The 18,471-nt window shown below is 71.0% G+C and carries 24 protein-coding genes; 4 read left to right on the forward strand and 20 right to left on the reverse strand.

Translation table 11 applies throughout. The features are described from left to right. From rplN to fusA, 14 genes are all read right to left on the reverse strand, one after another. Complete coding sequence (gene rplN / locus DSM104329_RS23480; protein WP_259312286.1) at positions 1-369, reverse strand: 50S ribosomal protein L14; 369 nt, start codon at positions 367-369, stop codon at positions 1-3. Further along, positions 366-881, reverse strand: a complete 516-nt coding sequence (rpsQ, locus tag DSM104329_RS29210) for a 30S ribosomal protein S17 (protein WP_407655856.1) — start codon at positions 879-881, stop codon at positions 366-368. Before rpsQ ends, rplN begins: the two co-directional genes overlap by 4 nt. Next, entirely contained in the window at positions 881-1,090 is a 210-nt protein-coding gene (gene rpmC / locus DSM104329_RS23490; protein ID WP_259312287.1) for a 50S ribosomal protein L29, read from the reverse strand. Before rpmC ends, rpsQ begins: the two co-directional genes overlap by 1 nt. Beyond that, the gene (rplP, locus tag DSM104329_RS23495) at positions 1,090-1,503 is read right to left on the reverse strand and encodes a 50S ribosomal protein L16 (protein WP_259312288.1); all 414 of its coding nucleotides are present in this window, start codon (positions 1,501-1,503) and stop codon (positions 1,090-1,092) included. Before rplP ends, rpmC begins: the two co-directional genes overlap by 1 nt. After that, positions 1,503-2,603, reverse strand: a complete 1,101-nt coding sequence (rpsC, locus tag DSM104329_RS29215) for a 30S ribosomal protein S3 (protein ID WP_407655857.1) — start codon at positions 2,601-2,603, stop codon at positions 1,503-1,505. Before rpsC ends, rplP begins: the two co-directional genes overlap by 1 nt. Positions 2,604-2,606: 3 nt before the next feature. Further along, positions 2,607-2,936, reverse strand: a complete 330-nt coding sequence (gene rplV / locus DSM104329_RS23505; RefSeq protein WP_259316253.1) for a 50S ribosomal protein L22 — start codon at positions 2,934-2,936, stop codon at positions 2,607-2,609. A gap of 326 nt (positions 2,937-3,262) precedes the next feature. Next, entirely contained in the window at positions 3,263-3,535 is a 273-nt protein-coding gene (rpsS, locus tag DSM104329_RS23510) for a 30S ribosomal protein S19 (RefSeq protein WP_259312289.1), read from the reverse strand. 3 nt (positions 3,536-3,538) lie between these two features. Further along, on the reverse strand, positions 3,539-4,381 hold the full coding sequence (rplB, locus tag DSM104329_RS23515; protein ID WP_259312290.1) for a 50S ribosomal protein L2: 843 nt from the start codon (positions 4,379-4,381) through the stop codon (positions 3,539-3,541). 3 nt (positions 4,382-4,384) lie between these two features. Next, positions 4,385-4,687, reverse strand: coding sequence for a 50S ribosomal protein L23 (rplW, locus tag DSM104329_RS23520; protein WP_259312291.1), 303 nt, complete (start codon positions 4,685-4,687; stop codon positions 4,385-4,387). Then, on the reverse strand, positions 4,684-5,298 hold the full coding sequence (gene rplD / locus DSM104329_RS23525) for a 50S ribosomal protein L4 (protein WP_259312292.1): 615 nt from the start codon (positions 5,296-5,298) through the stop codon (positions 4,684-4,686). Before rplD ends, rplW begins: the two co-directional genes overlap by 4 nt. Next, on the reverse strand, positions 5,291-5,908 hold the full coding sequence (gene rplC / locus DSM104329_RS23530; RefSeq protein ID WP_259312293.1) for a 50S ribosomal protein L3: 618 nt from the start codon (positions 5,906-5,908) through the stop codon (positions 5,291-5,293). The genes rplD and rplC overlap by 8 nt, the downstream gene beginning before the upstream one ends. 7 nt (positions 5,909-5,915) lie before the next feature. After that, positions 5,916-6,239: a 30S ribosomal protein S10 gene (gene rpsJ / locus DSM104329_RS23535; protein ID WP_259312294.1), complete on the reverse strand. Its 324-nt coding sequence runs from the start codon at positions 6,237-6,239 to the stop codon at positions 5,916-5,918. 80 nt (positions 6,240-6,319) lie between these two features. After that, positions 6,320-7,504 (reverse strand): elongation factor Tu, encoded by a 1,185-nt coding sequence (gene tuf / locus DSM104329_RS23540; protein ID WP_259312295.1) that lies wholly within the window; start codon positions 7,502-7,504, stop codon positions 6,320-6,322. A 51-nt stretch (positions 7,505-7,555) separates the two neighbouring features. After that, entirely contained in the window at positions 7,556-9,652 is a 2,097-nt protein-coding gene (gene fusA / locus DSM104329_RS23545) for an elongation factor G (protein WP_259312296.1), read from the reverse strand. Between the two features lie 285 nt (positions 9,653-9,937). Between fusA and DSM104329_RS23550 the strand changes: the two genes are divergently transcribed. Further along, entirely contained in the window at positions 9,938-10,339 is a 402-nt protein-coding gene (locus DSM104329_RS23550; protein WP_259312297.1) for a hypothetical protein, read from the forward strand. Positions 10,340-10,393: 54 nt separating this feature from the next. Here DSM104329_RS23550 and rpsG read toward each other — a convergent pair whose 3' ends face one another. Continuing rightward, positions 10,394-10,864, reverse strand: a complete 471-nt coding sequence (gene rpsG, locus DSM104329_RS23555) for a 30S ribosomal protein S7 (protein WP_259312298.1) — start codon at positions 10,862-10,864, stop codon at positions 10,394-10,396. A gap of 3 nt (positions 10,865-10,867) precedes the next feature. Further along, a complete protein-coding gene (gene rpsL / locus DSM104329_RS23560; RefSeq protein ID WP_259312299.1) occupies positions 10,868-11,263 on the reverse strand; it encodes a 30S ribosomal protein S12 in 396 nt (131 codons plus the stop codon). An 80-nt stretch (positions 11,264-11,343) separates the two neighbouring features. Between rpsL and DSM104329_RS23565 the strand changes: the two genes are divergently transcribed. After that, a complete protein-coding gene (locus tag DSM104329_RS23565; RefSeq protein ID WP_259312300.1) occupies positions 11,344-12,024 on the forward strand; it encodes a hypothetical protein in 681 nt (226 codons plus the stop codon). Positions 12,025-12,191: 167 nt separating this feature from the next. Here DSM104329_RS23565 and ald read toward each other — a convergent pair whose 3' ends face one another. Genes ald through DSM104329_RS23580 form a run of 3 tightly spaced genes read right to left on the reverse strand, consistent with a single transcriptional unit; the run spans position 12,192 to position 16,339 of the window. Continuing rightward, positions 12,192-13,310, reverse strand: coding sequence for an alanine dehydrogenase (ald, locus tag DSM104329_RS23570; protein ID WP_259312301.1), 1,119 nt, complete (start codon positions 13,308-13,310; stop codon positions 12,192-12,194). Next, positions 13,307-14,932: a PucR family transcriptional regulator gene (locus DSM104329_RS23575; RefSeq protein WP_259312302.1), complete on the reverse strand. Its 1,626-nt coding sequence runs from the start codon at positions 14,930-14,932 to the stop codon at positions 13,307-13,309. The genes ald and DSM104329_RS23575 overlap by 4 nt, the downstream gene beginning before the upstream one ends. Before the next feature lie 12 nt (positions 14,933-14,944). Then, the gene (locus tag DSM104329_RS23580; protein ID WP_259312303.1) at positions 14,945-16,339 is read right to left on the reverse strand and encodes an aspartate aminotransferase family protein; all 1,395 of its coding nucleotides are present in this window, start codon (positions 16,337-16,339) and stop codon (positions 14,945-14,947) included. A 160-nt stretch (positions 16,340-16,499) separates the two neighbouring features. On the opposite strand from DSM104329_RS23580, the gene DSM104329_RS23585 reads away from it, so the two are divergent. Continuing rightward, positions 16,500-16,826 (forward strand): DUF192 domain-containing protein, encoded by a 327-nt coding sequence (locus tag DSM104329_RS23585; protein WP_259312304.1) that lies wholly within the window; start codon positions 16,500-16,502, stop codon positions 16,824-16,826. Between the two features lie 115 nt (positions 16,827-16,941). On the opposite strand, the gene DSM104329_RS23590 is transcribed toward DSM104329_RS23585, so the two are convergent. Beyond that, complete coding sequence (locus DSM104329_RS23590) at positions 16,942-17,823, reverse strand: hypothetical protein (RefSeq protein ID WP_259312305.1); 882 nt, start codon at positions 17,821-17,823, stop codon at positions 16,942-16,944. 180 nt (positions 17,824-18,003) lie between these two features. Here DSM104329_RS23590 and DSM104329_RS23595 point away from each other — a divergent pair, with 180 nt between their 5' ends. Then, complete coding sequence (locus DSM104329_RS23595; protein WP_259312306.1) at positions 18,004-18,471, forward strand: HAD domain-containing protein; 468 nt, start codon at positions 18,004-18,006, stop codon at positions 18,469-18,471.

Consider the following 18,471-nt stretch of genomic DNA (forward strand, 5'->3'; position numbering starts at 1 on the left):
TCAGAGCACCTCCGGGGCGAGCGAGACGATCTTCATGAAGTTGCGCTCGCGCAGCTCGCGTGCGACGGGCCCGAAGATGCGGGTGCCGCGCGGGTTGTTCTGCGCGTCGATGATCACGGCGGCGTTCTCGTCGAAGGCGATGTACGTCCCGTCGTTGCGGCCGAAGGCCTTCTTCGTGCGCACGACGACCGCGGTGACGACCTCGCCCTTCTTGACCGACCCCTGCGGGGTGGCCTGCTTGACCGTCGCGGTGATGACGTCGCCGACGTGGGCGTAGCGGCGGCGCGAGCCGCCCTTCACGCGGATGACGAGGATCTCGCGGGCGCCGGTGTTGTCGGCGACCTTGAGCCGGGACTCGTTCTGGATCATCGGGCACGCTCCAGAACCTCGACGAGCTTCCAGCGCTTCGTGCGCGACAGCGGACGGCTCTCCTCGACGCGCACGGTGTCGCCCTCGTGGGCCTCGTTGGCCTCGTCGTGGGCGTGCAGCGTCGACGTCGAGCGCACGACCTTCTCGTAACGCCGGTGCCGGCGCGCCGCGTCGATGCGCACGGTGATCGTCTTGTCGGCCTTGTCGGAGACGACGACGCCCTGGCGCACCTTCTTGCGCCCGTGGACGTGCTCGACGGCGGCGGGCGGCGCGGTCTTCGGCTCCGCCTTGCGCGCCTCGCGCTCTTTCAGGCGCCGCGTGCGGCGCAGGCGCGCCTTGCGGGCGCGCTCCTGCAGGCGCTCGGCCTGGCGCTCCTCGGGGGTGCGCGAGGGACGCTTGGACGCCTCGGCGTGCCGCTTGGCCGCGCGCTGCTCCTTGGCGGACAGCGTCGGGGCCGGCGTGGCCTCGGCCGCCTCGGCCGTCTCCTCTGGGGTCTGTTCCTGGTCAGCCATCAGCGAATCTCGTTCGTGTCGATGCCGCGCTCGTGGGCGATGGTGAGTGCCCGGGCGAGCGAGCGCTTGGAGTTCCTCAGGCCGGCGCTGTTCTCCAGCTCGCCGGTGGCGTGCTGGAAGCGCAGCCCGAACAGGTCGCGGCGGACGGTCTTGATGTGCTCGACGAGCTCGTCGGAGTCCATCTCGCGGATCTCGGCAGCAGTCGCCATCACACGTCCTCCCGGGTCACGAACTTCGTGCGCACGGGGAGCTTGTGCCCGGCGAGGCGCATGGCCTCACGGGCCAGCGGCTCGGGCACGCCGGCCAGCTCGAACATGACGCGGCCCGGCTTGACCACGGCGACCCAGCCCTCGGGCGAGCCCTTGCCGGAGCCCATGCGGGTCTCGGCCGGCTTCTTCGTGTAGGGCTTGTCGGGGAAGACGTTGATCCACACCTTGCCGCCGCGCTTGATCTTGCGGGTCATGGCGATACGAGCGGCCTCGATCTGGCGGTTCGTGAGCCAGCCGGCGTCAAGGGACTTGATGCCGTACTCGCCGAACTGCACGGTCGTCTGGCCGCGCGAGAGCCCGGCTCGGCGCCCGCGGTGCTGCTTGCGGTGCTTGACGCGCTTCGGGGAGAGCACTACCGGCCACCCCCCTGCGGGCCGCCGCCACCGCCGCCGGGACCGCGCCCGCCGCCGCCACCGCCCGGACCACGCCCGCCGCCGCCACCGCCGCCGGGACCACGCCCGCCGCCGCCACCGCCGCCGGGACCACGCCCGCCGCCGCCGCCCGGACCACGTCCGCCGCCACCCTGGCCGCCACGTCCGCCGCCGCCGAAGCCACCGCCGCCGCCCTGGCCGCCGCGTCCTCCGCCGCCGCCGCCGAAGCCACCGCCGCCGCCCTGGCCGCCGCGCCCGCGGCCACCCTGGCCGCCCCGGCCGCCCGGACCGCCGGGACCGCGCCCGCCGCCGCCACCGCCGCCCGGACCGCCGCCCTGGCCGCCGCGCCCGCGCCCGCGCCCACGGCCGTCACGGCCGTCGCGGCGGTCGCGGCGGTCGCGATCCTGCTGGGGCGCCGGAGCGTCCATGTCGGTGAGGTCCATGCCGGTGAAGCCCTCGGGCATGATCTCGCCCTTGTTGATCCAGCACTTCACGCCGATGCGGCCGAACGTCGTGCGGGCCTCGTAGAAGCCGTAGTCGATGTCCGCGCGCAGCGTGTGCAGCGGGACGCGGCCGTCCGAGTACATCTCGGTGCGCGCCATCTCCGCGCCGCCGAGGCGGCCGGAGACCTGGATCTTGCAGCCCTTCGCGCCCGAGCGCATGGCGCTGGTCAGCGCGCGCTTCATGGCGCGCCGGAACGCGACGCGGTTCTGCAGCTGCTCGCCCACCGACTGGGCGACGAGCTTGGCGTCGAGCTCGGGACGCTTGATCTCGAGGATGTTGACCTTGATGGACTTCTGCGTCATGCGATGCAGGTCCTTGCGCAGCGCGTCGACCTCGGAGCCGGACTTGCCGATCACGATGCCGGGCCGCGCGGTGTTGATGTTTACCTCAACCTCGTTGGCGTCCTTGCGGATCGTGATGTCGCTCAGGCCGGCGTGCGAGAGCTTGCCGACGATGTGGCGCCGGATGGCGACGTCCTCGGCGAGATAGTCCGCGAACTGGCGCTCGTTGAACCAGTTCGACTTCCAATCGTGGATGTAGCCGACGCGCAGCGCCTCGGGATGAACCTTCTGTCCCATTTCCTATCCCTTCGGCGTCAGCGTGATCGTGAGGTGGCTGGTGCGCTTGCGGATGCGCGTCGCGCGGCCCATGGCGCGCGGCTGGAAGCGCTTGAGGGTCGGGCCCTCGTCCGCGAAGGCGGCCTCGACCTTGAGGTCCTCGCCCAGCAGCTCGTGGTTGTGCTCGGCGTTGGCCACCGCCGAGTTCAGCAGCTTGGCCCAGTCCTTGGCGACGGCGCGCGGCGTGAACGCGAGGATCGCGCGCGCCTCGTCGACGGACTTGCCGCGGATGTGGTCGCAGACGAGCCGCGCCTTGCGGGCGGACGTCCGCACGTACTTGGCCTGCGCGCGCACGACCGGCGGCCTGCCGTCGTCGTCCGCGCGAGCGGGCTTCGGCTGGGGCTTGGTGGCAGTGGCGGTGGCCGCGGGCGCCTCGGGCTCGGGCTCGGCCTCAGCGACCGGCTCGTCGGCCTCAGCGACCGGCTCGTCGGCCTCAGCGACCGGCTCGTCGGCCTCAGCGACCGGCTCGTCGGCCTCAGCGACGGGCTCGAAGGCCTCGACGGGCGCCTCCTCGACGGCCTCGACGGGCGCCTCCTCGGCGGCCTCGGGCTCGTCGACGACAGGCGCCTCGGCCTCGACGTCGACCTCGGGCTGCTCGACCTTCCGCTCGTCCTCGGCCATCAGCGCACCTTCCCCGAGCCGGCGTGGCCACGGTAGGTGCGGGTCGGCGCGAACTCGCCGAGCTTGTGGCCGACCATCGACTCCGACACGAACACCGGCACGTGCTTGCGGCCGTCGTGGACGGCGATCGTGTGCCCGACCATCTCCGGGAAGATCGTCGAGGTGCGCGACCAGGTCTTGACCATCGTCTTGTTGCCGGAGCTGTTCATGCCCTCGATGCGCGCCATCAGGCGCTCCTCGACGAACGGCCCCTTCTTGCTCGATCGGCTCATCGGTTAACGCTTGCCCTTCCCACGCCGCCGCCCGCGCACGATCAGGCGGTCGGATGCCTTGTTCTTCTTGCGGGTCCGGTACCCGAGCGTGGGAACGCCCCACGGGGTGACCGGGTGACGGCCCGGCGTGGTGGAGCCCTCGCCGCCGCCGTGCGGATGGTCCACCGGGTTCATGGCCGTGCCGCGCGTCTGCGGGCGCACGCCCATGTGACGCTTGCGGCCCGCCTTGCCGATCGTGACGTTCTGGTGCTCGGCGTTGCCGATCGTCCCGACCGTCGCCCGGCACTGGTCGGCCACCATGCGCATCTCGCCCGACGGCAGGCGCAGCGTGGCCATGCCCCGCTCCTTCGCCATCAGCTGGACCCCGGCGCCGGCCGAGCGCGCCATCTGGCCGCCGCGGCCCGGCTGCAGCTCGACGTTGTGGACCACGGTGCCGGTCGGGATGCGCGCCAGGGCCAGGCAGTGGCCGACCGCGATGTCGGCGCCATCGCCGGACATCACCGTCGCGCCGACCTGCAGGCGCGCGGGCGCCAGGATGTAGCGCTTCTCGCCGTCGGCGTAGTGCAGCAGCGCGATGTAGGCCGTCCGGTTCGGGTCGTACTCGATCGCGGCGACCTTGGCCGGCACGCCGTCCTTGCGGCGCTTGAAGTCGATCCGGCGATACAGGCGCTTGGCCCCGCCACCGCGGTGGCGCGAGGTCTTGCGGCCGTAGCTGTTGCGCCCGCCGGACTTCGTCAGCCCCTCGATGAGGGACTTCTCCGGGTCGGTCTTCGTGATCTCCGCGAAGTCGGGATACGTCGAGAAGCGACGTCCCGGGCTGGTCGGCTTGGGCTTGCGAATCGGCATGGACTAGCTCTCCTCGAGCCCCGCGAGGCCCTGGAAGATCGGGATGGTGTCGCCCGGGCGGATCTGGACGATCGCCTTCTTCCACGAGCGCGTCCGGCCGGACGTGTAGCCACGGCGCTTGGGCTTGCTCTTGACGGACATGGTGCGGACGTCGACCACCTTGACGTCGAAGAGGTCCTCGACGGCCTGGCGGATCTGCGTCTTGTGCGCGTCCGGGTGGACGCGGAAGGTGTACTTGTCGACCGCGGCGAGCACGTAGCTCTTCTCGCTGACGACCGGCCGGATGATCACCTGGGCGGGATTCATGCGGCACGCTCCGTCAGCTGGTCGAGTGCGGTGCGCGACGCGAGCACCGCGGAGGCGCGCACGAGGTCGGACACGCCGACCCCGTCGGCGGGGAGCACCGACACCCGGTCGAGGTTGCGGAACGACAGGGCCGCCTGGGCCTCGTCGTCGGTCAGGATCACCAGCACGCCCTTGGGCTGGCCCCAGTCGGCCAGGAGCCCGGCGGCCTGCTTGGTCGACGGCGTCTGCAGGAACGGAGCGGGGTCCAGGACCGCCAGAGACTCGCGCCCGGCGTGCAGCGACAGCGCGCTGCGCAGCGCGGCGCGGCGCTCCTTGCGGTTGACCTTGAAGGTGTAGTGGCGCGGCTGTGGGCCGAAGACGGTGCCGCCGCCGGTCCACAGCGGGTTGCGGCTCGAGCCGGCACGGGCGCGTCCGGTGCCCTTCTGGCGCCACGGCTTGGCCCCGCCGCCGCGGACCTCGCCGCGCGTCTTGGTCGAGTGCGTGCCCTGGCGGCGCGCGGCCTGCTCGGCGCGCACCGTCTCGTGGACGAGCGGCACGTGGAACTCGGCGGTGAACGCCTTGTCGTCGAGCGCGACCTTCTCGGTCGCCCCCAGGATCGGAGCATCAGCCATCGGTCCGCACCTCCACGACGCCGTTGCGGGGTCCGGGGACCGAGCCGCGCACGAGCAGCAGGTTGTCGTCCGGGCGGATGTCGACGATCGTCAGGCCCTTCTGGGTGACGCGTTTGTTGCCCATCTGCCCCGGGCCGCGGATGCCCTTGAACACGCGCGACGGCGTGGCCGACGCGCCGATCGAACCCGGCGCACGCACGTTGTGCGAGCCGTGGCTCTTCGGGCCGCTGGCGAAGTTGTGGCGCTTGATCGTGCCCTGGAAGCCCTTGCCCTTCGAGGTGCCGGCGATCTTGACGGTCTGGCCGACCTCGAACGCCTCCACGGTCACGGTCTCACCGATCATCAGCTCGCCGGCCTCGTCGCGGAACTCGCGGACGTGGCGCAGCGGCGGGGCGTCGGCCTTCTTGAGGTGGCCCAGCTCGGCACGGGTGAGGTGCTTCTCCTTCGTGGCGCCGAACGCGAGCTGGACGGCCTCGTAGCCGTCGCGGTCGAACGTGCGGATCGCCGTGACCGGGCAGGGGCCGGCCTCGAGGACGGTCACGCGCTCGACGTGGCCGTCTTCGGCGAACACCTGGGTCATTCCGAGCTTGCGGGCGAGGATCGCGGGCATGGTGGTTCTAGGCGAGTCGAATCTCGATGTCGACGCCGGCCGGGAGCTGGTCCAGGCGCTGGAGGGAGTCGACGGTCTTCGGGGTGGGCTGGTGGATGTCGATGAGCCGCTTGTGCGTGCGGATCTCGAAGTGCTCCTGCGAGTCCTTGTCCTTGAACGGCGAGCGGATGACCGCGTACACGTTCTTCTCGGTGGGGAGCGGCACGGGACCGGACACGGTCGCGCCGGTGCGCGTCGCCGTGTCGACGATCTCCTTGGCCGCCGTCTCGATGGCCGAGTGGTCGTACGCCTTCAGGCGGATGCGGATCTTGTTCTGCGCTGCCGTTGCCATGTCTGGTTCTTCTCGTGAGAAGGGGGCGGTGGGTCACCGCCCCCCTGCTCAGCGAATTCCTTTCGTGGTCGTCTCCGGACCTACTGGATGATCTCGGTGACGACGCCGGAGCCGACGGTGCGGCCACCCTCGCGGATGGCGAACCGCAGACCCTGGTCCATGGCGATCGGCTGGATGAGCTCGATCTCCATCTGGACGTTGTCGCCCGGCATGACCATCTCGACGCCCTCCGGGAGGTTGGCGACGCCGGTCACGTCGGTCGTGCGGAAGTAGAACTGCGGGCGGTAGCCCGAGAAGAACGGCGTGTGGCGGCCGCCCTCCTCCTTCTTCAGCACGTAGACCTCGGCCTTGTACTTGGTGTGCGGCGTGATCGAGCCCGGCTTGCAGAGCACCTGCCCGCGCTCGATGTCCTCGCGCTTGGTGCCGCGCAGGAGGCAGCCGACGTTGTCGCCGGCCTGGCCCTGGTCGAGGATCTTGCGGAACATCTCGACGCCGGTCACGACGGTCGAGGTCGTGTCCTTGACGCCGACGATCTCGACCGTGTCGCCGGTGTTGACGATGCCCTGCTCGATGCGGCCGGTCGCGACGGTGCCGCGGCCGGTGATCGAGAAGACGTCCTCGACCGGCATCAGGAACGGCTTGTCGAGCTCGCGGACGGGCTCCGGGATGTACGTGTCGAGCTGCTCGGCGAGCTCGACGATCTTCGCCGTGTACTCGGCGTCGCCCTCGAGCGCCTTCAGCGCCGACCCGATGACGAACGGGATGTCGTCGCCCGGGAAGTCGTACTCGGACAGGAGCTCGCGGACCTCGACCTCGACGAGCTCGAGGAGCTCCTCGTCGTCGACCATGTCGGCCTTGTTGAGGAAGACCACGATGTACGGCACGCCGACCTGGCGGGCGAGCAGGATGTGCTCGCGCGTCTGGGGCATGGGGCCGTCCGCGGCCGAGACCACCAGGATCGCGCCGTCCATCTGCGCGGCGCCGGTGATCATGTTCTTGACGTAGTCGGCGTGGCCCGGGCAGTCCACGTGCGCGTAGTGGCGGTTGTCCGTCTCGTACTCGACGTGCGACGTGGCGATCGTGATGCCGCGCTCCTTCTCCTCGGGAGCGTTGTCGATCTCGTCGAACGAACGGGCCTGTCCGCCGTACGTGTCCGCGAGCACCTTGGTGATGGCCGCGGTCAGGGTCGTCTTGCCATGGTCGATGTGACCGATGGTCCCGACGTTGACGTGCGGCTTGCCGCGCTCGAACTTCTCCTTAGCCACTGTGCCTTTCTCCTCTTGAAATCTCGAACCGCTGGAAGGTACTGGAAATCGCTACGCCGGGACGGGTTCCCCGGACCGCTCGCCGACGATCTTCTCGGCGATGTTCGGCGGCACCTCTTCGTAGCCGTCGAACTGCATCGTGTAGGTGGCGCGTCCCTGCGACATCGAGCGCACGTCCGTGGCGTAGCCGAACATCTCGCTGAGCGGGACGCGGGCGGCGACCGCGAGCGCGTTGCCGCGGCGCTCCTGGCCCTCGACGCGTCCGCGCCGGCGCGAAAGGTCGCCGATGACGTCGCCCAGGAAGTCCTCCGGGGTGACGACCTCGACGGCGAAGATCGGCTCGAGCAGGACGGGCTTGGCCCTGCGCGCCGCCTCCTTGAAGGCGAGCGAGCCGGCGATCTTGAACGCGATCTCCGACGAGTCGGTGTCGTGGTACTTGCCGTCGGTCAGGGTCACGCGGACGTCGACCATCGGATACCCGGCGCGCACGCCGGTCTCCATGGCCTCCTCGCAGCCCTTCTCGACGGCCGGGATGAACTCGATGGGGACGGAGCCGCCGCGGATCTTCGAGACGAAGTCGAAGCCCTCGCCGGGCGCCGGCTCCATGTCGATGTAGACGATGCCGAACTGGCCCGAGCCGCCGGTCTGCTTGACGAAGCGCCCCTCGACCTTGGTCGCCGTGCCGCGGATCGTCTCCCGGTAGGAGACCTGCGGCCGGCCGACGTTGGCCTCGACCTTGTACTCGCGCTTCATGCGGTCGACCAGCACCTCGAGGTGCAGCTCGCCCATGCCCGAGATCTCGGTCTGGCCGGTCTCCTCGTTGGTCTGGACCTGGAACGTCGGGTCCTCCTCGGCCAGGCGGCCCAGGGCGACCGACATCTTCTCCTGGTCGGACTTGGTCTTCGGCTCGACCGCGACCTTGATGACCGGCTCGGGGAACGTGATCGTCTCGAGCTTGATCGGCGCATCGGGGGCGGCCAGCGTGTCGCCGGTGACGACCTTCTTGATGCCCACGCCGGCGGCGATGTCGCCCGCGTAGACCTCGGACAGCTCCTCGCGGTCGTTGGCGTGCATCATGAGGATGCGCCCGATCCGCTCGGTGTTGCCGGTCGACACGTTGAGGACGCGCGCGCCCGCCTCGAGCTTGCCCGAGTAGACGCGGAAGTAGGTGAGCTTGCCGACGAACGGGTCGGCCATGATCTTGAAGGCCAGCGCGGAGAACGGCGCCGAGTCGTCGGCGGGACGGGTCTCCTCGCGCTCCTCGCCCTTGACCTCGATGGTCCCGGTCACCGGGGGCACGTCGAGCGGGCTGGGCAGGTAGTCGAGGACCGCGTCCAGCAGCGGCTGCACGCCCTTGTTCTTGAACGCCGACCCGCAGAACACGGGCGTCAGCGAGATCGTCAGCGTGGCGTGGCGGATCGCGGCCTTGAGCTGCTGGGCCTCGACGTCGCCGTTCTCGAGGTAGGCCTCGGCGAGATCGTCGTCGTAGTTCGACACCTCGTTGATGAGGTGCTCACGGGCGGCCTCGGCCCGCTCGGCGAGCTCCGCCGGGATGTCGACGATCTCCCGCTCCTTGCCGAGATCGTCGAGGTAGCGGATCGCCTTCATGCCGATCAGGTCGACGATGCCGATCAGGTCGGACTCGGCGCCCCACGGAAGCTGGACCGGCACCGGGTTCGCGCCCAGGCGGTCGATCATCGTCTGCACGGAGCCCTCGAAGTCCGCGCCGATGCGGTCCATCTTGTTGATGAACGCGATGCGGGGCACGCGGTACTTGTCGGCCTGGCGCCAGACGGTCTCGGACTGCGGCTCGACGCCGGCGACCGAGTCGAACACGGCGATGGCGCCGTCGAGGACGCGCAGCGAGCGCTCGACCTCGACCGTGAAGTCGACGTGGCCGGGCGTGTCGATGATGTTGATCCGGTGACCCTGCCACTCGCAGGTCGTGGCGGCGGAGGTGATCGTGATCCCCCGCTCCTGCTCCTGCTCCATCCAGTCCATCGTCGCGGCGCCTTCGTGCACCTCGCCGATCTTGTAGGTCCGGCCGGTGTAGTAAAGGATGCGCTCGGTCGTCGTCGTCTTACCGGCGTCGATGTGCGCCATGATCCCGATGTTGCGGGTGTTCTCGAGCGTGAACTTGCGGGGCATGAGAGAGGGCTGTCTGTCGATGTACGGCGGGATTCAGGGCAAAAAGAACGGGCCCAGCGGGCCCGCACACGACTCCGTCCAGGTCGGCAGCGGGGTCGCTATCTGGTCGAAGTCACCATCCGTGCGGGTGTGGGCGCTGCAGTGAGCGCACTTGGCTCAGCAGCGGCAGAAGACGATAGCAAAAACCCCTCTGCATCCCCGCCGGGGCGCCGGGGCGCGCTGGCGGTCCTCGCCCTCGGCCTCGCCGGGGGCGTCCTGCTCTGCCTCGTGGAGGTTACGACAGTCGTGGAGATCTCCGTTCGCGGGACGGTTCGCGCGGAGCAGACGGGCGAGGACCAGCACGGCCTGGCGCTGCTGATCCTGGGCGTGGCGGCGATGGCGCTGGCGTGGCTGGCGACGTCATCGCGCGCGGGGATCGTGCTCGCCGCGCTGTCGGGCCTCGGGACGATCGGCGTCGTCGCGCTGCTGTTCTGGGCGCTCGGCGACCTGCCGGACACCGGCTCCAGCGGCGACTTCGGCATCCGGTCGGAGCCCGGCCGCGCGTCGGCGGGGATCGGGTTCTGGCTCGAGCTGGCGGCCGCGTCGTGCCTGATGGGCGCGGCGGCCGTCGGGCTGCTGTCGCTCACGCCGTGGCGGCGCGAGGACGAGGACGACGACCCGGCCGCCAGGTCGGCGGCCGGAGCGTGAGGCGGGCGCCGGCCGGACGGGCCCGGCGCCGGAAGGACCGGCCCGGCGGGCCGGCTACCAGCGGTAGTGCGCGAAGGCCTTGTTGGCCTGCGCCATGCGGTAGATGTCGTCCTTGCGCTTGTAGGCGCCGCCCTGCTGCTGCATGGCGTCCATGAGCTCGTTGGCGAGGCGCTGCGCCATCGTCTTCTCGCGGCGCTGGCGAGCGAACTCGACGAGCCAGCGCACGGCGAGCGTGCGGGCGCGGCGCTGCGGCACCTCGACGGGGACCTGGTAGGTCGCGCCGCCGACGCGGCGGGAGCGGACCTCGAGGACCGGGGTGAGCGCCTTGATCGCCTGCTCGAGGGACTCGATCGCGTCCTTGCCGGTGCGCTCCTCGATGATCGAGAGGGCGTCGTAGACGATCCGCTCGGCCGTCGACTTCTTGCCGTCCAGCATGACCTTGTTGATCACCTGCTGGACGAGGCGCGACCGGTGGACGGGGTCCGGCTCGATCGGCCGGATCTGGGCTGCTGCGCGACGAGGCATGTCCTACTTCTTCTTGACGCCGTACTGAGAACGGGCCTTCTTGCGGTCGCTGACGCCGGCGGCGTCGAGCGTCCCGCGGACGACCTTGTACCGCACGCCCGGAAGGTCCTTGACGCGGCCGCCGCGCACGAGCACGACGGAGTGCTCCTGCAGGTTGTGGCCCTCGCCCGGGATGTACGCGGTGATCTCCATCGACCCGGTGATCCGGACGCGCGCGACCTTGCGCAGCGCGGAGTTCGGCTTCTTGGGCGTGACGGTGTAGACGCGCGTGCAGACGCCGCGGCGCTGAGGCGCGGCAACCTTCTTCTTGCGCCCCTTGCCGGACTTCAGGCCAGGGGTCGCGAGCTTCTTGGGCTTGGCCTTGCGGCCCTTGCGGATCAGCTGCGAGGTCGTGGGCATGCGACGGAGAAGGGTAGCAGCGGCGGGATGTGGCACGCCGCCGCGCGCTGGACCCGTCCCAGCGTGGGTAACGGGCGGCCATGCTCTCCCCGCTGGACTCCCTTCGGCTCCCGGTCCGCCTGGCCGACGAGCTGAGCCGCATCGCCGGGACCGTCGTCGAGCTGCCGCGGATCGCGCAGCTCATGCTCGACCTGCGGACCGAGATCCGCGGCATGCGCTCCGACCTCGCCGAGGTACCCGGCCGGATCCGCAGCCTCGACGAGAGCATGTCCACCCTGCCCGGGCAGGTCGAGCGCCTGCGCGGCGACATCGGCGACCTGGGCGAGGAGATCACCGGCATGCGCGCCGACCTGTCGTCGATGCCGGGCGAGGTGAGCGGCATGCGCGCCGACCTGTCCTCCATGCCGGGCGAGGTGAGCGGCATGCGCGCCGACCTGTCCTCCATGCCCGGCGAGGTCAAGGGACTTCACGAGGACCTGGGGGTGCTGCCGGAGGAGCTGCGCGGCATGCGACGGGATCTCGCGGGCACGCCCGAGCGCATCCTGCTCATGCAGAACGAGCTCGACGGTCTGACGGACACGCTCGTCCGCGTCGCCCAGGTCCTCGAGGACACGCGCGACGGCATCAAACCGCTCGACGAGGACATGGCCTCGGTCGAGCGCGCCGTCCAGGAGCTTCCGCCGAAGCTCGACGAGCTGCGCGCCCACCTCGATGGCATGCGGACCGATCTGAGCGGCCTGCCGTTCGTGTCGAAGTCCTAGTGCAGCCGTCCGGAAGTTCTTCGAGGTACTCGGTGGATGATCGTGCGTGGCTGGGGGCGGTCGCCGGCCGCTCGCATACTGGTGGTACGTGTGCGGTCGGCGACCGCCGTCAGACGCGTACGAGCGCCGCCGAGACCCGAAGAACTTGCGGATGGGTGTCCTAGCTGCTAGGCGGGGAGCAGTGCGTCGGGATCGGCGGCCTCGACGCCGACCGCGTCGGCGACGGGGGCGTAGGTGACCTGTCCGGCGTAGACGTTGAGACCGGCGAGGAAGCCGGGGTCGTCGTGCAGCGCGGCCAGGCCGTGGTCGGCGAGACGGACCAGGTAGGGCATCGTGGCGTTCGTCAGCGCGTAGGTGCTGGTGATCGGCACCGCGCCGGGCATGTTGGCCACGCAATAGTGGGTGATCCCGTCGACCTCATAGGTCGGCTCGGAATGCGTCGTCGGCCGCGACGTCTCAAAACAGCCGCCCTGATCGATCGACACATCGACCAACACCGCGTTGCGCTTCATCAACCGCAACTGATCGCGAGTGATCACCCGCGGCGCCCGGGCCCCATGGATCAGCACCGCCCCGATCACCAGATCGACCTCGGGCAGACGCTCCTCGATCTCCAACGTCGACGCAAAACACGTCGAACACCGCCCATTCAAGAGCACCTCAAGCTCCCGCAACCGATCGATCGACCGGTCATACACATAGGTCTCCGCGCCCATCCCGATCGCGATCTCCGCCGCGTTCTGACCCACCACCCCACCACCGATGACCATCACCTTCCCGGCCGCCACCCCCGGCACCCCACCCAACAACAACCCCCGCCCCCCCAACGGCTTCTCGAGCATGAACGCCCCCGCCTGCGTCGCGATCTTGCCCGCCACCTCACTCATCGGCGCCAACAACGGCAACCGCCCCCGCCCATCCTCCACCGTCTCATAGGCAATACACGTCGCCCCCGACCCCATCAACCCCCGCGTCAACCCCGCATCCGCCGCCAGATGCAAATACGTAAACACCGTCTGATCAGCCCGCAACATCGCCACCTCACCCGCCGACGGCTCCTTGACCTTCACAATCAGATCCGCCTGCGCAAACACCCCCGCCGCATCCCCCACCATCCGCGCACCCTGCTCCACAAACGCACCATCCGCGATCGCCGACCCCACCCCCGCCCCCGCCTGCACCACCACCTCATGACCGTGATCGGTCAGCTCTCGCACACCCGACGGCGTGAGCGCCACCCGGTATTCGTCGGTCTTGACCTCCGACGGGACGCCGACCCTGGTCATGCCGCAAGCTCCCTTCCTCGTAGTGCCAGCCAGAACTCGATGCGGTCGCGGGCGGAGCCGAGGTCGCGCCCCGTGAGCTCCTCGATGCGCCGGATCCGGTAGCGCAGGGTGTGCCGGTGGCAGTACAGTCGCCGCGCCGCGGCCTCCCACTGCCCGTTGCACTCGATGAAGGCCTCGAGCGAGCGCACGAGCTCGCCCCCGTAGGCGCTGTCGCCGTTGTCGAGCGGGCCGAGCAGCGAGTCGCAGTAGAGGCGCAGCGCCTCGGTGTCCTGCAGCGCGAGCAGCAGTTGGAAGGAGCCGAGGTCGCGGTAGGTGGCGACCCGCGGCGGCGCCGCCGTGGCCACGTCACGCGCACCGCCGTTGCCGTTGGCCGCGCCGTCCGGCGACGCGCCCAGCGCCCCCGCGTCGAGCGCGCAGCGCGCCTCGTGGTACGTGCGCCGGGCCTCGCCCGCCGGGACGGGGCGGCCGGCGGCGGCGCGCACCACCGTGCCGAGGCGCTCCGCGACCCGCCCCTGGATGCGGCCGGCGAGCTCGAAGAGCTCCTCCTCGGCGTAGCCCGGCACCAGCGCGCAGGCGAGGTCCCCGGCGCCGGCGGCGAGGCCGGCGACCGACTCGTCGTGCAGCGCAGCGTCGAGCGCGTTCTCGATGCGCTCGCCGGGCACGGCCGCCGCGAAGGCGAAGGCGGCCACGCGCGCGCCGAGCCCGAACGGCTCCAGCCGGCGGGCGAGCTCGCCCCCGGTGAGGGCGCCGGACGCGAGCTGGGCGAGGACGTCGCCGGCGAGCCGGCGCTCGGTGCTCCCCGCGACCCGGCGGCGCAGCAGCTCGAGCGCGACCACGGTCACGGCCTGGTGCAGCAGCAGCCGATCGAACTCGTCGAGGCCGCCGCCGTCCTTGATCGCGACCAGCCAGGCCTGCGGCAGCGCGGGACGGCCGCCGGGGTCGGGCGACGTGGCCACCGGCAGCGCGAGCGCGCGGCCGGCGAGCTCGCCGTGGCCCGGCGCGAACGGATCGGCCGTCCCCGCCCGGGCCCGCGTGGCGAGCTCGGCCGACAGCGCCGCGACCGCCTCGGTCGGCACGTCCCGGCGGAACCGGCGCTGAGCCAGCGGCTGGCCGCGGCCGTCGAAGACGAGCAGCGCGCCGCCGATCTGCGTGGCGAGCGCCGCGGCGATCGCGTCCAGGCCGCGCTCGCTGAGGACGATCCGCTGCAGGCGCTCCTGCGCGGCGATCGAGCGCCGCAGCACCGCGTAGTTCTCGTTGACGAGCGTCGTGAACGCGCGCTCGGTGACCGCGATGAACGGCATGTCGTAGGGCACCTCGAAGAGCGGGAAGTCCCGCTCGCCGGCGGCGTCGAGCAGGGCGGCGGGGACCGTGTCGATCCCCAGCCCCGTCCCGAGCCCGAGCCCGGCCAGCCCGTGGTCGGCCAGCCGGGCGACGAACGCCCGCTGCGCGTCCTCGCCCGCGATGCCCTTGCCGGTGGACAGCAGCAGCTCGCCGCCCGACAGCCACGGCGTGGGGTCGTCCTCCTCGGAGATGTGCACCCAGCGGATGGGGGCGTCCGCCGCGTCCGCGCCGGCGAGCAGTTCCAGCCCGAGGTCCCGGCACAGCGCGCGGACGGTGAGCATCAGGGGCTCCGCTCAGCCACGTCCGCGTCGCTGGACCTGGTCGGACGCCTCCTGCAGCGTCGGTCGCAGGATCGACTCGATCTCCTCGAACTCGGCGGGGCCGGCGATCAGCGGCGGGGAGAGCTGGATGACCGGGTCGCCACGGTCGTCGGCGCGGCAGATGAGGCCGCGGCGGTACAGCTCGCCGGAGAGGTAGCCGCGGAGCAGCCACTCGGACTCGTCGTCGTCGAAGGACTCCTTCGTGTCGCGGTCCTTGACGAGCTCGATCGCGTGGAAGTAGCCGGCCCCGCGCACGTCGCCGACGATGGGGATGTCGCGCAGGCCGTTGAGCATGTCGGCGAACGCCGTCTCGTTCTCGCGGACGTTCTCGATCACGCCCTCGCTCTCCATGGCGTCGATGTTCGCCAGGGCGATCGCGCAGGACATCGGGTGCCCGGCGAACGTGAAGCCGTGCATGAACGACGCGTGGCCCTCCAGGAACGGCTCGGCGACCCGGTCGGAGACGATCATCGCCCCCATCGCGGCGTAGGCCGAGGTGATGCCCTTCGCCGTGGTGATGATGTCGGGCTGGTAGCCGTAGCGCTGGGCCCCGAACCACTCGCCGAGCCGGCCCCAGGAGCAGATGACCTCGTCGGAGATGAGGAGCACGTCGTACTCGTCGCAGATCTCGCGGACGCGCTGCCAGTAGCCGTCGGGCGGGGTGAAGCAGCCGCCGGCGTTCTGGACCGGCTCCATGATCACGGCGGCGACGGTCTCCGGGCCCTCGAACTCGATGCGCTCGCGCACGGACTCGGCGAGCGTCTCCGCGCCGTAGCCGGGCTTGAGGCGGTAGAGGTTCGTGTTCGGGACGTGGCAGCCGCCCGGCGTGAACGGCTCGTAGGGCTGGCGCAGCGCGGTGATGCCGGTCGCGGTCAGCGCGCCCAGGCTCGTGCCGTGGTAGGCGACCTCGCGGGCGATGATCTTCGTCTTGTTCGGATGGCCGGTGAGCTTGTGGAAGTGGCGGACGACCTTGATCGCGGACTCGACCGCCTCGCTGCCGCCGCTGGTGAAGAAGACCCGGTTGAGGTCGCCTGGGGCCAGGCCGGCGATGCGGGTGGCGAGCTCGATGGCGGGAGGGTGCGCGTAGGACCAGTTCGTGAAGAAGCCGAGCTCCTTGGCCTGGTCGGCGCCGGCCTGGGCGATGTCGGTGCGGCCATGGCCGATGTTGACGCAGAACAGCGCGCTCAGGCCGTCGAAGTAGCGCCGGCCGTTCTCGTCCCACACGTGGCAGCCCTCGCCGCGCGCGATCACGGGGATCTCGTGATCGGCGTCGTAGGCCCCCATCCGGCTGAAGTGCATCCAGAGGTGGCGCCGCGCCTGCTCCTGGTGCGACATCGAGTGGTGCGCGACCGGCTCCGTCGTGGCCATGTGCTCCGTCCCTTCTCCTGATTGGCGTACGGAAGGTGCCTCGTTGGACAAGGTAGTGCGGTCCGGCACATGTGCCAAGTGCACGAGAAGGCGAATCGGCGGCGTGGCGGTTGGCCGATCCGGTGGGGCGAACGTGGAGCCGGCGAGCCCTCGGCCCACCATGACCCGCTTCTGCGAGCCGCCGGCCCGGGTCCTGCCCGGCGGGCTGCGCGTCTACACGGCGCGGACGCCGCGCAGCCGGACGCTCGGGCTGGCCTGGCTGCCGTCCATGGACCCGGCCGCGGCACTGCACTTCCCGCGCTGCCGCTCGGTCCACACGTTCGGCATGCGGTTCGCGCTCGACCTGGTCTGGCTCGACGCGGCCGGGGCGGTGCTGCGCGTAGACCGCGACGTGCCGCCGCGGCGGCTGCGCTCCTGCCGGCGCGCCCGATCGGTGGTCGAGGTCGCCGCGGGCCGCGCCGCCGCGTTCGTCGCGGCGGGGCTCTGAGCGTCCCTTCCTCGCGCCGAACGTCGACTTTCTCAGTCTGGCGCTGAGAAACTCCACGCTCGGCACGGGCGGGCCGGGGGCGGCGCGCGGGTCGGCGCGGGGCCGCAGCGCGGGCTCAGGCGGCGGCGGGAGCGACCCGGGCCGCGCGCACCGGCGCGGGGGTCAGCGCCGCGGCGAGCACGACGAGCACGAAGGCGAAGGCCTGGATCGCGATGCCGATCGCGGTGCCCGGCATCGGATCGCCGAACACGATGATGCCGCCGGCGATGCAGCTGACGTTCGCCGCGGTGCCGGTGATCGCGATGACCGGGACGGCCTCGCCGTCCTGCAGCCCGCGGGCCGACGCGTAGAAGGCGGCGATGGAGGCGATGACCGCGACGAGCGTCCACGGGGTCACGATCCCGAACAGCCCGTCCATCCCGACCACGCCGGTGATCGCCTTGATCGCGACGTCGGAGACGCCGAAGAGGACGCCGGCCGCGGCGCCGAGCGCCAGGCCGTGATGCTCCTCGCGGGCGCCCATCACGCGCGGGCCGGCGATCAGCAGGCCGCCGAGCGCGAGCAGACCGCCCTCGAACGCCGTGATCGCGTCGAGCGAGTAGCTCGAGTGGCTGCCGTGCATCGCCGGCTGCGTGATGGCGATCAGCGCGAGGCCGACGGCCATCGCCCCGAGGCCCAGCCACTGGCGCAGGCCGAGGTGGAAGCCGAACATGCGGTCGGCCATGACCGCCAGCAGCACCAGGCCGCCGGCGAGGACCACCTGGACGACCGACATAGGCGCCATCGCGAGAGCGGCGACGTGGAAGACCCACGCGCCGAACGCGACGAGCATGCCGATCGCGAACCACGGGGAGCGGAAGAGCGCCACGGCCGAGGCGACGGGATGCCGGACGTCGACCTTGGCGGCGACCGCCGCGCCGCGATGCTTGTAGAGGAACGCCAGGTTGGTGGCAAAGGCGCAGAGGAGCGCGAAGAGGATTCCGAAGTGAAGGGTCATGCAGAGAGTGGGAACGTCTGGGGCCGCTCAAACTCGCGGATCCGATGTACACCCCTGCCATCGGCTTCTGCGGTTTGGATCTTGATGCCCGGCGAGAAATGGCACGATAGCGAGGTCGAGGCAAAGAACGCCCCAATAGGCCGATTTTCCCCGAAGTTGCTGCAGAGACGCAACAAACCGGTGCTGTTCGTCGACATCGACGGCGTCGTCAGCCTGTTCGGCTTCGCCCCGGGCGCGGTTCCCGCTCGTTGCAGCTGGCACCAGGTCGACGGCATCATCCACCTCCTTTCGCACGACGCGGCCGAGCACCTTCTCGCGCTGCGCGAGGAGTTCGAGCTCGTCTGGTGCTCGGGCTGGGAGGACCGCGCGAACGACCACCTACCGCACGTCCTCGGACTCGGTCCGTACCCGCATCTGACGTTCGCGGACACGCGGGCGGCGGGCCACTGGAAGCTCGCCGCCGTCGCCGCCCACGCGGAGGACCGGCCGGTCGCCTGGATCGACGACGACGTGAACGACGTCGTGCACGACTGGGCGCGGAGCCGCTCGGCACCGACCCTCATCGTGGAGACGCAGCCCGCCACGGGGCTCACGCCGGAGCTCGCCGAGCGCCTGCGCACGTGGGCGCAGGCGCTCGATCAAGCTTGA

The sequence above is a fragment of the Capillimicrobium parvum genome (assembly GCF_021172045.1).
GTDB lineage: Bacteria > Actinomycetota > Thermoleophilia > Solirubrobacterales > Solirubrobacteraceae > Capillimicrobium > Capillimicrobium parvum.

Coding starts and splice junctions, on each gene's coding strand:
- rpsG (WP_259312298.1), bottom strand. CDS start 10,864: ATGCCTCGTCGCGCAGCAGCCCAGATCCGGCCGATCGAGCCGGACCCC.
- rplW (WP_259312291.1), bottom strand. CDS start 4,687: ATGAATCCCGCCCAGGTGATCATCCGGCCGGTCGTCAGCGAGAAGAGC.
- DSM104329_RS23575 (WP_259312302.1), bottom strand. CDS start 14,932: ATGCTCACCGTCCGCGCGCTGTGCCGGGACCTCGGGCTGGAACTGCTC.
- rpsQ (WP_407655856.1), bottom strand. CDS start 881: ATGGCTGACCAGGAACAGACCCCAGAGGAGACGGCCGAGGCGGCCGAG.
- DSM104329_RS23585 (WP_259312304.1), top strand. CDS start 16,500: ATGACCCGCTTCTGCGAGCCGCCGGCCCGGGTCCTGCCCGGCGGGCTG.
- rplC (WP_259312293.1), bottom strand. CDS start 5,908: ATGCCCGCGATCCTCGCCCGCAAGCTCGGAATGACCCAGGTGTTCGCC.
- rplN (WP_259312286.1), bottom strand. CDS start 369: ATGATCCAGAACGAGTCCCGGCTCAAGGTCGCCGACAACACCGGCGCC.
- DSM104329_RS23565 (WP_259312300.1), top strand. CDS start 11,344: ATGCTCTCCCCGCTGGACTCCCTTCGGCTCCCGGTCCGCCTGGCCGAC.
- rplD (WP_259312292.1), bottom strand. CDS start 5,298: ATGGCTGATGCTCCGATCCTGGGGGCGACCGAGAAGGTCGCGCTCGAC.
- rpsS (WP_259312289.1), bottom strand. CDS start 3,535: ATGAGCCGATCGAGCAAGAAGGGGCCGTTCGTCGAGGAGCGCCTGATG.
- DSM104329_RS23580 (WP_259312303.1), bottom strand. CDS start 16,339: ATGGCCACGACGGAGCCGGTCGCGCACCACTCGATGTCGCACCAGGAG.
- ald (WP_259312301.1), bottom strand. CDS start 13,310: ATGACCAGGGTCGGCGTCCCGTCGGAGGTCAAGACCGACGAATACCGG.
- rplB (WP_259312290.1), bottom strand. CDS start 4,381: ATGCCGATTCGCAAGCCCAAGCCGACCAGCCCGGGACGTCGCTTCTCG.
- rpmC (WP_259312287.1), bottom strand. CDS start 1,090: ATGGCGACTGCTGCCGAGATCCGCGAGATGGACTCCGACGAGCTCGTC.
- DSM104329_RS23590 (WP_259312305.1), bottom strand. CDS start 17,823: ATGACCCTTCACTTCGGAATCCTCTTCGCGCTCCTCTGCGCCTTTGCC.
- fusA (WP_259312296.1), bottom strand. CDS start 9,652: ATGCCCCGCAAGTTCACGCTCGAGAACACCCGCAACATCGGGATCATG.
- rpsL (WP_259312299.1), bottom strand. CDS start 11,263: ATGCCCACGACCTCGCAGCTGATCCGCAAGGGCCGCAAGGCCAAGCCC.
- rpsC (WP_407655857.1), bottom strand. CDS start 2,603: ATGGGACAGAAGGTTCATCCCGAGGCGCTGCGCGTCGGCTACATCCAC.
- rpsJ (WP_259312294.1), bottom strand. CDS start 6,239: ATGGCAACGGCAGCGCAGAACAAGATCCGCATCCGCCTGAAGGCGTAC.